Annotated in this window: 12 protein-coding genes; 11 read left to right on the top strand and 1 reads right to left on the bottom strand. The window is 65.8% G+C overall.

Features of this window, described 5'->3' with window-relative positions:
• Positions 1-2 precede the first annotated feature (2 nt).
• The 11 genes from argB (at position 3) to OU02_RS00145 (ending at position 12,142) form a co-directional block, all read left to right on the top strand.
• Complete coding sequence (gene argB / locus OU02_RS00195; protein ID WP_033488254.1) at positions 3-959, top strand: acetylglutamate kinase; 957 nt, start codon at positions 3-5, stop codon at positions 957-959.
• Entirely contained in the window at positions 949-2,211 is a 1,263-nt protein-coding gene (locus tag OU02_RS00190; protein WP_033488253.1) for an acetylornithine transaminase, read from the top strand. The genes argB and OU02_RS00190 overlap by 11 nt, the downstream gene beginning before the upstream one ends.
• Positions 2,212-2,252: 41 nt before the next feature.
• A complete protein-coding gene (argF, locus tag OU02_RS00185; RefSeq protein WP_101428543.1) occupies positions 2,253-3,218 on the top strand; it encodes an ornithine carbamoyltransferase in 966 nt (321 codons plus the stop codon).
• Positions 3,218-3,739, top strand: a complete 522-nt coding sequence (gene argR, locus OU02_RS00180) for an arginine repressor (RefSeq protein ID WP_033488251.1) — start codon at positions 3,218-3,220, stop codon at positions 3,737-3,739. The genes argF and argR overlap by 1 nt, the downstream gene beginning before the upstream one ends.
• 93 nt (positions 3,740-3,832) lie before the next feature.
• Positions 3,833-5,071 carry an argininosuccinate synthase gene (locus OU02_RS00175; RefSeq protein WP_033488250.1) on the top strand — a complete coding sequence of 413 codons (1,239 nt, stop codon included), beginning with the start codon at positions 3,833-3,835 and terminating at the stop codon, positions 5,069-5,071.
• Between the two features lie 117 nt (positions 5,072-5,188).
• Positions 5,189-6,700, top strand: coding sequence for an argininosuccinate lyase (argH, locus tag OU02_RS00170; RefSeq protein WP_033488249.1), 1,512 nt, complete (start codon positions 5,189-5,191; stop codon positions 6,698-6,700).
• A gap of 75 nt (positions 6,701-6,775) precedes the next feature.
• Entirely contained in the window at positions 6,776-7,270 is a 495-nt protein-coding gene (locus OU02_RS00165) for an HD domain-containing protein (protein WP_033488248.1), read from the top strand.
• Positions 7,271-7,364: 94 nt separating this feature from the next.
• Entirely contained in the window at positions 7,365-8,687 is a 1,323-nt protein-coding gene (gene tyrS / locus OU02_RS00160; protein ID WP_033488247.1) for a tyrosine--tRNA ligase, read from the top strand.
• 113 nt (positions 8,688-8,800) lie between these two features.
• Positions 8,801-10,345: a hypothetical protein gene (locus tag OU02_RS00155; RefSeq protein ID WP_033488246.1), complete on the top strand. Its 1,545-nt coding sequence runs from the start codon at positions 8,801-8,803 to the stop codon at positions 10,343-10,345.
• Between the two features lie 6 nt (positions 10,346-10,351).
• Positions 10,352-11,383, top strand: a complete 1,032-nt coding sequence (locus tag OU02_RS00150; protein WP_033488245.1) for an HAD-IIA family hydrolase — start codon at positions 10,352-10,354, stop codon at positions 11,381-11,383.
• 18 nt (positions 11,384-11,401) lie between these two features.
• Positions 11,402-12,142, top strand: coding sequence for a TlyA family RNA methyltransferase (locus OU02_RS00145; RefSeq protein ID WP_033488244.1), 741 nt, complete (start codon positions 11,402-11,404; stop codon positions 12,140-12,142).
• A gap of 11 nt (positions 12,143-12,153) precedes the next feature.
• On the opposite strand, the gene OU02_RS00140 is transcribed toward OU02_RS00145, so the two are convergent.
• Positions 12,154-12,804, bottom strand: coding sequence for a potassium channel family protein (locus tag OU02_RS00140; protein ID WP_033488243.1), 651 nt, complete (start codon positions 12,802-12,804; stop codon positions 12,154-12,156).
• Positions 12,805-12,844: the final 40 nt, after the last annotated feature.

The raw sequence follows: 12,844 nt of genomic DNA, 5'->3' as shown, positions 1-12,844 counted from the left end.
ATATGGCAAAGGAACTGAAAGGACCGGGATTCCACCTCGACGTGCACACCGACCTGCGCGCCGACCAGAAGGCGGAAGTGCTCATCGAGGCACTGCCGTGGCTTGAGGAATTCTACGGCAAGACGATCGTCATCAAATACGGTGGCAACGCGATGGTCGACGACCACCTCAAGGAATGCTTCGCCGAAGACATGGTGTTCCTGCGCCAAGTGGGCCTGCACCCGGTGATCGTGCACGGCGGCGGCCCGCAGATCTCGCACATGCTCAAGGCCTTGGGCATCCACTCCGAGTTCAAGGGCGGCCTGCGCGTCACGACGCCCGAGGCGATGGATGTGGTGCGCATGGTGCTCACCGGCAAGGTCTCGCGCGAACTCGTCGGCCTGATCAACGCGCACGGACCCCTTGCCGTCGGCCTGTCCGGTGAGGACGGCGCGCTGTTCTCCGCGATCCAACGCAAGCCGCTCATCGACGGCAAGCCCACCGACATCGGCCTGGTGGGCGACGTCGTCGGCGTCGATGCCTCGGCCGTGATCGATTTGATCAACGCCGGTCGCATCCCCGTCGTCTCGTCGGTCGCCCCGAACGAGGACGACGCCACCGAGGTGCTCAACGTCAACGCCGATTCCGCCGCGGCCGCGCTTGCCACCGCGCTCGGCGCGCACAAGCTCGTCATCCTCACGGATGTGGACGGCCTGTACGCGGACTGGCCCGACCGCAATTCGCTCATCGGCCGCATCGGCGTCGAGGACCTGCGCGACCTGCTGCCCGACCTCGAATCGGGCATGCGCCCCAAGATGGAGGCGTGCATCCGCGCCATCGACGGCGGCGTGCGCCAGGCGCACATCATCGACGGACGCAAACCACACTCCATACTCAACGAGATATTCACCTCGGCGGGCATCGGCACGATGGTCGAACCGGGTGAAGGACTGGAAATGAGGAGCTCATATGGCAACTGAGACACAGCCACTGGGGCAGGACGCCGCTTGGCTCGGCAAATACGACGATGTGCACATGCACGTGTTCGGCACGCCGCTGCGCGTGCTCGACCATGGGCAGGGCATGCGCGTGTGGGACGTCGACGGCAACGAATACCTCGACTTCCTCGCGGGCATCGCGGTGAACGCGCTCGGCTACGCACACCCGGACTGGTGCGAGGCCGTCGCGCAACAGGCACAGCGCGCCGCGCACGTGAGCAACTATTTCGCGACCAAGCCGCAGATCGAACTGGCCACCAAGCTCATCGAACTCGCCGGCGCCCCGCAGGGCTCGCACGTCTACTTCGGCAATTCAGGGACCGAGGCCAACGAGGCCGCGCTCAAGATGGCCAAGCTGTACGGCGCCACCCTGCAGACCGACGATGCGCGCCCCTACCGCATCCTCGCGCTGACCCACGGATTCCACGGGCGCACGATGGGTGCGCTTTCGGCCACCTGGAAGCCGGCGATCCGCACGCCGTTCGAGCCTCTTGTGCCGAATATCGAGTTCGTCGAGGCCAACGACCTCGACGCGATGGGCGCCGCGCTCGCCACCGATGACGGCAAAGGCCCGGTGGCCGCGGTCATCATGGAACTGATTCAGGGCGAGGCGGGCGTGCTGCCACTCGACGCCGAGTACATCCGCGGCGTGCGGGCGCTGTGCGACGAGCACAACGCCCTGATGATCGTCGACGAGGTGCAGACCGGCATGGGCCGCACGGGCGCATGGTTCGCGTTCCAGCGCGACGATCTGGGCGGCATCACCCCCGACATCGTAACCTTTGCCAAAGGCGTGGCCGGCGGATTCCCGATGGGCGGCATGATCTCGTTCGGCGAGGAACTCTCGGCGTTGTTCTCGCCCGGCACCCATGGTTCGACGTTCGCCGGCAACCCGCTTGGCGCCGCGGCGGCCCTCGCCACCATCGGCGTGATCGAACGCGAAGGGCTTGTGGCGCAGGCGAACGAGCGCGGCGAGCAACTGCGCACGGGCATCATGGCCACCGACAACCCGCTGTTCGCGTCGGTGCGCGGCCGCGGCCTGCTCAATGCGATCGTGCTGACGCGGCCGTGCGCGCATGCCGCTGTGGGATGGGCGCTCGACCACGGTCTGATCATCAACGCACCGTCGCCGACCGTGCTACGTCTGGCACCGCCGTTGATCGCGAGCGAACAGGACATCAACGAGGCCGTCGGCATCCTCGCCCTCATGCCGAACGATCTGGCGACCGAATAGGCGCGGGAGCCGAAAACCACCCACCATACAGCAAGGAGGCCATTATGGCGCAGCTTCGGCACATGCTTCGCGATGACGACGTCAATCACGAGGAGCAAAAGCAGATTCTGGAACTGGGCATGAAGTTCCGCGAGAACCGTTTTCACCACCGACCTTTCGAGGGGCCGCAGGGCGTGGCCGTGCTCTTCGACAAGCCGAGCACGCGCACGCGCTCGAGCTTCTCGATCGGCGTGGCCGAATTGGGCGGTTATCCGCTCGTCATCGACAAGTCCGGGTCCCAGTTGGGTCGTGGCGAGCCAATCAGCGACACGACCGAAGTGCTCACGCGCATGGCGTATGCAATCGTCTGGCGCACGTTCGAACAGTCGCGCATCGAGGAGATGGCCTCGGTGGCCACAGTGCCGGTCGTCAACGCGCTCACCGACGAATTCCACCCCTGCCAGGTGCTCGCCGACTTCCTGACCCTGGCCCAGTTCAAGGGTGGCGTCGACGCGCTCGAAGGCATGTCGATTGCGTACTTGGGCGATGCGGCGAACAACATGGCGAACTCGTACCTGCTCGCGGGCGCCGTGGCCGGCATGCATGTGGCCGTGGCCGGCCCGAACGGCTACCTGCCCGATGAGGCGATTGTGCAGGACGCCGAGGCGATCGCCGCCACGACCGGCGGATCGATCCTCGTGACGACCAGTCCGCGCGAGGCCGTGGCCGGCGCGGACTGCGTGTTCACTGACACTTGGGTCTCGATGGGCGAGGAATCGCAGTACGCTGTGCGTTCCAAGCCGTTCTGGCCCTATCAGGTCAACGAGGAGCTCATGGGGTATGCCAAGCCCGATGCGCTGTTCCAGCACTGCCTGCCCGCCTACCGCGGCAAGGAGGTGACCGCCGAGGTCATTGACGGCCCGCAGTCGGTCGTGTGGGACGAGGCCGAGAACCGGTTGCACGCGCAGAAGGCGCTGCTCACCTGGCTCATCGGCAAGCAGCGTGGCGACGAAAGCCTGCTGGTCTGATGACGCAGGACTCCCAGCCGATGCAACGTCCGGCGAGCCGCATCGCGCGCTTGAACGCGATCGAGCAGGCGCTCGAGAACAATGTGGTCACGTCGCAGGCGGAGCTCTCCGAAATCCTCAGTAGCCAGGGCATCGATGTGACCCAAGCCACATTGAGCCGCGATCTCGACGAGATCAACGCCACGAAGACACGCCTGCCAGACGGCGTGCTCGCCTACACCGTCGGTGAGCACGCGCCGGCGGAGGCGGAGGGCCACGAGCCCGATGAGCGTGCCCAGCAGCAGATGTCGAAAGTACTGTCGGGCATCGTCACCTCGGTGGCCCGTGCGCGCAACCTCATCGTGGTGCACACCTCGTCGGGCGCCGCCCAATACGTGGCGAGCGTCATCGACCGCCACGCCGTCCCGGGCATCCTCGGCACGATCGCCGGCGACGACACCGTGCTGGTGATCTGCCAGGACGACCAGTCGGCCCTGCGGCGCAGCGCATGGCTGCTTGACATCGCGTCCAAACGCGGCTGAGCATTCGCATTGTGGGCACATCGTGCCCACAATGCATATTTATACACACTTTTGTATATACTGGCGCGTATCGCACCTGAAGAAAGGCAAGACATGAGCGATAAGAACCGTATTGTGCTCGCGTACTCCGGCGGCCTCGACACCTCCGTCGCCATCCCGTACCTCAAGGACCGCACCGGCAAAGACGTGGTGGCCGTCTCGCTCGACGTCGGCCAGGGCGGCGAAAGCCTCGAGACGATCAAGGAACGCGCGCTCGCGTGCGGCGCCGTCGAAGCGTACATCGTGGACGCACGCGACGAGTTCGCGAACGAATACTGCATGCAGGCCCTCAAGGCGAACGCCATGTACGAAGGCGTGTACCCGCTCGTCTCCGCGATCTCGCGCCCGTTGATCACCAAGCATCTGGTGCGCGCCGCACACCAGTTCGGCGCCGACACGATCGCGCACGGCTGCACCGGCAAGGGCAACGACCAGGTGCGCTTCGAGGTCTCCATCCAGTCGATCGACCCCGAACTCAAGGCGATCAGCCCGATCCGCGACCTGTCGCTGACGCGCGACGTGGAGATTGCCTACGCCAACGACCACGACCTGCCGATTGTGCAGACCGAGAAGAGCCCGTTCTCCATCGACCAGAACGTGTGGGGCCGTGCCATTGAGACCGGCTTCCTCGAGGACCCGTGGAATGCGCCCACCAAGGACTGCTACTCGTACACCGACGACCCGGACTTCCCGCCGGTCGAAGACGAGGTCGTCATCGAATTCAAGCAGGGCGTGCCGGTCAAGATCGACGGCCGCGACGTGACCCCACTGCAGGCGATCGAGGAGATGAACCGCCGCGCGGGCGCCCAGGGCATCGGCCGCGTCGACCTCATCGAGGACCGCCTTGTCGGCATCAAGTCGCGCGAACTCTACGAGGCGCCCGGCGCGATCGCGCTGATCACCGCGCACGAAGAGCTCGAGAACATGTGCCTCGAACGCGAACAGCACCGCATCAAGCGCGACATCGACAAGCGCTGGGCCGAGCTCGTCTACGACGCGCAGTGGTTCTCCCCGGCCGTCAAGTCGCTCAACGCGTTCATCAACGACACCCAGCAGTACGTCAACGGCGAGATCCGCATGGTGCTGCACGGCGGCCGCGCAGTGGTGGTGGGACGCCGTTCCGACAGCTCGCTGTACGACTACAACCTCGCCACCTACGATTCGGGTGACACCTTCGACCAGAACGCGTCGAACGGCTTCATCGAGATCTACGGCCTGCCCACCAAGGTGGCCGCGGCGCGCGACGTGAAGTTCGGCAACGGCATCGAAGTTCCGGACAACGACGTAGAGTAGGGCACATCACCAGGCGGTTGCATCCGCTGCGCGAACAGACGGGCGGCGCGCCCGCGGCACGAGCCGCGCGCGGCCGCCCTTTTTCGGCCGGCAAGGCACCGGGAAAGAGAGGAAACCATGACCGAGGGCACCACGCACGAAGGGGAGCATCTGGCATTGTGGGGCGGGCGGTTCTCGTCCGGCCCGTCGCCCGAGCTCGCCGCGCTGAGCAAATCCACGCAGTTCGACTGGCGTCTGGCCGACGACGACATCGCGGGTTCGCGCGCACACGCCCGTGCCTTGGCCCGCGCGGGACTGCTCACCTCCGACGAGCTGCAGCGCATGGAAGCGGCGCTCAACGAGCTGCAATACCGCGTGGACACCGGCGCGTTCGCACCGGTCGAGGACGACGAGGACGAAGCGACCGCGCTCGAACGCGGCCTGCTGGAGATCGCCGGCGACGAGCTGGGCGGCAAACTGCGCGCCGGCCGTTCGCGCAACGACCAGATCGCCGCGCTGATCCGCATGTGGCTGCGCCGCCAGTCGCGCGTCATCGCCAACCAACTGCTCGACCTGTGCATGGCGCTCATCGACCAGTCCCTCAAAGTCGGTCGCACCGTGATGCCCGGCCGCACCCACATGCAGCACGCCCAGCCCGTGCTGCTCGCGCACCAGCTCATGGCGCACGTGTGGCCGCTGCTGCGCGACGTGGACCGCCTGCGCGATTGGGACCGGCGCATTGACGCGAGTCCCTACGGCTCCGGTGCGCTCGCCGGCAACACGCTCGGCCTCGAACCGGTGGCCGTGGCACGCGAACTGGGGTTCACGACCGTCACCGAAAACTCCATCGATGGCACCGCGAGCCGCGATCTCGTGGCGGAGTTCTCGTTCGTCGCGGCTATGGCCGGCGTCGACATCAGCCGCCTGGCCGAGGAGATCATCATCTGGAACACGCAGGAGTTCGCCTTCGTGCGGCTCGACGACGCGTACTCGACCGGCTCCTCGATCATGCCGCAGAAGAAGAACCCCGACATCGCCGAACTCGCGCGCGGCAAGGCCGGCCGCCTCATCGGCGACCTGACCGGCCTGCTCGCCACGCTCAAAGGCCTGCCCACCGCGTACGCGCGCGATTTGCAGGAAGACAAAGAGGCCGTGTTCGATCAGGTCGACACACTCGAAGTGCTGCTACCTGCGTTCACCGGCATGGTGGCCACGATGACCTTCGACGCCGCCCGTCTCGAGGCCGAGGCGCCGACCGGCTTCGCGCTCGCCACCGACATTGCCGAGTGGCTCGTCAAGCAGGGCGTGCCGTTCCGCCACGCTCATGAGCTTTCCGGCGCATGCGTCAAGATCGCCGAAGGCCGCGGCGAAGAGCTGTGGGACCTGACCGACGACGATTTCATCGAGGTGTTCCGCGAATTCCTGCCCGCCGAACAGGCCGTGGGTGTGCGCGAAGTGCTCTCCACCGAAGGCTCGGTCGCCGCGCGCGCCGGCAAGGGCGGCACCGCGCCGACCCGCGTGCGCGAGCAGATCGTCTCCGCCAAATCCGCTGTCGAACAGCTGCGCACGTATTTCCACGCGAGCAGCGACGGCACGGCGTATGTCTCGCCCGAGGCGATTGTCAAACTGCACGACGCCGACCAGGCGTGACGCGTCCGGTGTGGCGGCGGCCGCGCATACCGCCGCCACACCGGACGCAATCCGTGTGCGCAGGCAGGGGGAGTCGTGCTCAGCAGACGCGCGATCGACCGCATCGTGCGCCATTACGGCGCCGACATCCTGACGCATGAGCATATGGAGGTGGAGCGCCGCGCGTACCAGCACGGCAACGTGACGACCTACGAGCATTCGGTGCGCGTCGCGCGTCTGGCCGTGTGGTTCGCCGACCGCCTGCGCCTGTGGCGGCGCGTGGACCTGCGCTCACTGGTGCGCGCCGCCCTGCTCCACGACTATTTCCTGTACGACTGGCACGAGTATGACAACGGCACACACCGCTGGCATGGGTTCAGGCACCCGGTCACGGCCGAACGCAATGCGCGCGCCGATTTCGCCATCGACGACGTGGTGGCCAACAGCATCCGCACACACATGTTCCCGCTCACGCCGGTTCCACCGCGCCATGTGGAAGGCTGGCTCGTCACCGCCGCCGACAAAATCAGCGCGACCGCCGAGACGTTCTCGCCCGACCGCTTCGCAAAACCCCACGGCAAAGGCCGGTGAGTGTCTGCGAGCCGTGCGACACTGGGAACCGGCCGGGGCCGTGCTATGCACGCGCCCCGCGTAGACATACGTCAGATTCAGGAGAACATTAGGCATGGCTCACGTCATCGATTACAAGGAAGCCGGATTCGATTCGGTACTGGATGAATTGGAATGGCGCGGGTTGATTTCCCAGTCGACCGACCGGGAACGACTCGCAGAGACGCTCGATGGAGATCCGATCACCTATTACTGCGGGTTCGACCCCACCGCGCCGTCACTGCACATCGGCAACCTCGTGCAGCTCATCATCATGCGCCACCTGCAGGCGGCCGGGCACCACCCGATCGCGCTCGTGGGCGGTGCCACCGGCCTGATCGGCGACCCGCGCCAGTCAGGTGAGCGCGTGCTCAACTCCAAGGACATCGTGGCCGGCTGGTGCGATCGCCTGCGCGCACAGATCGGCGAAGTGCTCGTGCAGGACGGCGCCAACCCGGTGCGCTTTGTCTCAAACTACGACTGGACGGCGTCGATGAACGTCATCGATTTCCTGCGCGACGTGGGCAAGAACTTCCGTCTGGGCACGATGCTCTCCAAGGACATCGTGGCACGCCGCCTCAATTCGGAGGAGGGCATATCGTTCACCGAGTTCAGCTACCAGGTGCTCCAAGGCAACGACTACCTGCACCTGTACGACAATTTCGACTGCGTGCTCGAGCTCGGCGGATCCGACCAGTGGGGCAACCTCACGTCGGGCCTCGACCTGATCCACAAGGTGCGCGGCGTCAATGTGAACGTCATGGCCAGTCCGATCATCACCGACGCCAGCGGCAAGAAATTCGGCAAGTCCGAAGGCAACGCCGTGTGGCTCGACCCCACGATGCTCAGCCCGTACCGGTTCTACCAGTTCTGGATCAACCGCCCGGACGCCGAGATGGAAAGCCTGCTCAAGGCCTTCACGTTCCTGCCGAAGCAGGAGATCGAACGCCTCATGGAGAGCACCGCCACGAACCCGGGCGCCCGCGAGGCCCAGCGTGTGCTCGCATGGGAGGTCACAAGCCTCGTGCACGGCGAGGACGCCACACGGCAGGCCATCGAGGCGTCCGCGGCGCTCTTCGGACGCGGCGGCGACCTGGCGGCCATTGGCATGGACACGCTCGAAGCGGCGCTCGACGGCCTCAAGGTCGAGAACGAAGAGGGAGCCAAGGTCTTCGCCACGGCCACGGCCGGTGAGCGTGTGAGCGAGGCCGGTGTGCGTGCCGGGTTGTTCAAGTCGATATCCGAAGCGCGCAAGACAATCGCTTCGGGGGGTGTGTATCTCAATAATGCGCGCGTGGAGGACCAGGAGCGTCTGCTGGGCGCCGATGACTTCCTGCAGGGCCGGTTCGCGCTCATCCGCCGCGGCAAGAAGGCGCTTGGCGTGGTGGAGCTCGGCTGAGTTTACGCTATCGCCCCAATGCGCCGCGTCGGCGCCGGCGAGCGATTACACTGAAGACATAAGAACGGATGAGGCGGGCGCACGGCCCGCCTCTCGAATGCAAAGGGCATAGAATGGCAGACGAACGCGGATCCCAGCATCAATCACACGGGTCGAACCGCCGGTACGGGTCGAACAATTCCGGCAAGCGCAAGGGCTACGGCCAGCGCAAGGGCCAAGGCGGCGGATCGTTCCACCGCAGCGGCTCCCAGCACCGCAACCGCGACTTCCACCGCGACGGCGAACGCGGTGAATTCCGGCAGGACGGCGAACGCCGCCAGCGTTTCCACCGCGACGGCGAGTCGGGCGGGTCGCGCGGCTACCGTTCGGGCGACCGCAGGAACCGCAACAACCACGGCAACGGCCAGCGCCGTGACTTCCACCGTGGCGACCGCAGGGATTTCCGTCGTGATGACCGCCGTGACGGCGAACGCCGTGACTTCCACCGCGAGGGCGAACGCCGTGATGGCGACCGCAGGGATTTCCGTCGTGATGACCGCCGCAACAACCATCATGACGACCGCCGTGGGGACCGCTTCAACCACCATGACGACAAGCGCCGTGAGTACATGTCGAAGTCGCGCAAGAACTCCGATGGCACGGTCAGCTTCCCCTCGCAGAACCCTTACACCGACCGTCGTCCGGGTGAGCCGGTCATGCCCAAGGGTCTGGAATGGAACATGCTGAGCAAGGACGAGCGCGAACGTCTGCGCGGACTGTCGAAGGAGCATGCCGAGAACATCGGCCTGCACATCCTGGCCGCGTACACGCTTGAGGCCGACGACCCGAAGGCGGCGCTCGAGCACGCCAAGTGGGTGGCCAAGCAGGCGTCGCGCATCGATTTCGCCCGCGAGACGCTCGCGATGGTGGCCTACCGCAACGGCGACTACAAGCTCGCGTTGCGCGAGTTCCGCACGGCGTTCCGCATGAACGGCTACTTGGATTACCTGCCGTTCATGGCGGATTGCGAGCGTGGGCTCGAACAGCCCAAGAAGGCGATCGACATCGCGCTGTCCGACGACGCCAAGCACCTGACCGGCGAACCGAAGGCCGAGATGTTCCTCGTGTACGCCGGCGCGCTCGCCGATCTGGGCATGTGGGACCAGGCGATCGAGGTCGCGTCGAAACTCGTGCACGCCAAGGGCTTGGCGGGGGAGTACCGCATGCGCGCCGCACAGGCCGAGCAGTACTTCCTCGAGCAGGCCGGCCGCTCCGACGAGGCCGTGGCGATGGATGAGCTCATCGACGACCTGGAGGCCAAGTACGCCGATATCGAAGAGGATGAGACGAGCGATGACTTCGTGGTCGACTACGACGTGGAGGATCTGCCCGAAGACCTGCAGGCCAAGCTCGGCGTGACCGAGGATGACGCGCAGTACGCGCCATTCGACGACGAGGACGGTGTGAACATGGACGACGAGACGCGCCTGCCGGAAGAGGAGCAGCGCGAAGGCGCCGCCATGGACATCGAACCCGCCGAGATGGAGGAACGCAACGAACGTCGTGACGAGGAAGGCGTGATGGCCGACCCCGACCTGACCGACGTCGCTGAGGACTTCAACGATGAGGATGCCCAGATCGGCGACGACGAAGAGCAGATCGACAGCGAAACGGAGTGACCCAACGTGCTGAAAGCCACCACGACCGCGCTCAGTGAGTCCTACCGTCTGGCGCTGCTGGACCTCGACGGCGTCGTCTATTACGGCAAGCAGCCGGTGCCGCACGCCAGTGCGAGCATCACCGAGGCCGAGCGGCTCGGCATGACGATCGAGTACACCACGAACAACTCCTCGCGCATGCAGGGCGTGGTGGCCGGCCAGCTCCATGGGTTCGGTCTGGAAGTCCAGCCGTGGCAGGTGATCACCTCGTCGGTCGTCGCCGCCCGCATGATGGCGCGCCATGTGCCCGTAGGCTCACGCGTGCTCGTGGTGGGCGCCGACCATTTGCGTGACGAAGTGGCCAAGCAGGGTTTGGTCATCGTCGAAGACGCCAAGGATGACCCGGCCGCGGTCATCCAAGGCTGGTATCCGCAGATGACGTGGCAGCAGATGGCCGAAGCCGCGTATGCGGTCGAGGCGGGAGCCCGGTATTTCGTGACAAACCGTGACCTCACGATTCCCCGTGAGCAGGGCATCGCGCCGGGATGCGGTTCGATGATCCAGGCCGTCATCAACGCCACCGGCGTCGAACCGATCGCCTCGGCGGGCAAACCCGAATCGGCGATGTATGACGAGGCGCGCATGCTCGCCGCCCATGACGGTGAGAGGATGGTGTCGGTCGCGCAGAGCCTCGCCATCGGCGACCGCTTGGACACCGACATCGAAGCGGGCAACCGCGGCGGCTATGATTCGCTGCTCGTGCTCACCGGCGTGACCGACGAACGGCTCCTCATGTGCGCCCCGGCCGCATTGCGCCCCACGTACATCGCCCGTGACCTGCGTGGACTGAATGTGCCCCACCCGGGTGTCGAACGGCTCGCGGATGGTGACTGGCGTTGCGGTGGCATGACCGCCACATGGCGCGACGGCGCCGTCAGTGTCAGCGACACGACGAGCGTCGACGCGCTGCGCGCCGCATGCGCGCTCATCTGGGACCGCATGGACAATGGCATTGACGCCGCGGGCATCGCCCTGCCGCAGTTCCATCTCGACGACTGACCGGCGGCCATGGTGGGGATGGAACGGCTTGACGCATACGTGGCGCGTTGTGCGCTGGCGCCATCGCGCGCCAAAGCGCAGCGCCTCATCCGCGACGGCTCGGTGTTCGTTGATGGCGTGTGTGTGCGCAAACCGTCGGCATCCGTGCCTCACGGCGCACACGTCGAGATACATGGCGCCGACGATTACGTCTCACGTGGAGCCTACAAGCTGCTCGGCGCGTTCAGCGCGTTCGCATCCCACGGTCTGCGGCCGCCCGCGGGCCTCGATTGCCTCGACATCGGCGCGTCGACCGGCGGGTTCTGTGACGTGCTGCTGCGCTGTGGCGCGCGGCACGTCATCGCGCTCGACGTGGGCCATGGGCAGCTCGATGCGCGCATCGCCGCCGACCCGCGCACCACGGAGATGAGCGGCGTCAATATCCGCGACGTCGGGCCGGAGGACCTGCCGTTCGTGCCGCAGATGGTCGTGTCGGACGTCTCATTCATCTCGCTGACATATGTGCTGCCGGTCGTCGCGCGCATCGCCGCACCAGGCGCGTCGGTGGTCATGCTGGTCAAACCGCAGTTCGAAGTCGGTAGGCAAGGGCTTGGCAAACACGGCATCGTCACCGACCCCCAGCTACGCGCACACGCGTTGGACGATGTCGTGCGATGCGCGCGTGAGTGCGGGCTGGATGTTGTGGCGACCGCCGACTCGCCGATCGAAGGCACGCACGGCAACATCGAATACCTCATGTATGCGCGGGCCCGTGCCTGAAGCCGGCTGGCTCAGCCGCGGATGAAGTGGTCGATCTGGTCCTGCTTGCCCATGATGATCAGTTCGTCATTGCGGTGCAGCTCAAGGCCGTTTGACGCGTACTGGAACTCATGGCCCGGCGATTTGACGCCGACGATCGTCACGCCATAGCGGTCGTGGATCTTCGCGTCTCCGATCGTATAGCCCACGAACTGCGCGGGCGTGTGGATCTTGACGACGTTGTACGCGCCTTCGAGCTCGATGTAGTCGAGGTAGTTGCCCGACACGAGATGCCCCACACGCTTGCCCGCATCGGTTTCGGCGTTGATGATGTGGCGTGCGCCGATGCGCTGCAGGATGCGCGCGTGCTCCTTCGACACCGATTTGGCCCAGATGTCGGAGATGCCGGCGTCGAGCAGGTTGCCGGCGGTGATCACGGACGCCTCGACGCTGTCGCCGATCGCCACGACCGCGGTGTCGAAGTCGGCGGCGTTGAGCTGTTCGAGTGCCAGCACGTCGGTCATGTCGGCCTGCACGGTGGGGATCTGCGAAGACCAGCGGTTCACGAGCTCGGGATCGCGGTCCACGGCCAGCACATCCTGGCCCATCGCGTCGAGCGTGGTGGCCACCGCGCTGCCGAAACGGCCGAGTCCCACCACAAGTACACTGCGGTTGTCCGCCATGGTTACCTCCTGCAAGTTGCGAGTGAATGATGATGAAGAA

It is taken from the genome of Bifidobacterium pseudolongum subsp. pseudolongum DSM 20099, assembly GCF_000771225.1.
GTDB lineage: Bacteria > Actinomycetota > Actinomycetes > Actinomycetales > Bifidobacteriaceae > Bifidobacterium > Bifidobacterium pseudolongum.
The sequence above is the reverse complement of the archived record's forward strand: the minus strand, read 5'-3'. Positions and strand labels throughout refer to the sequence as shown.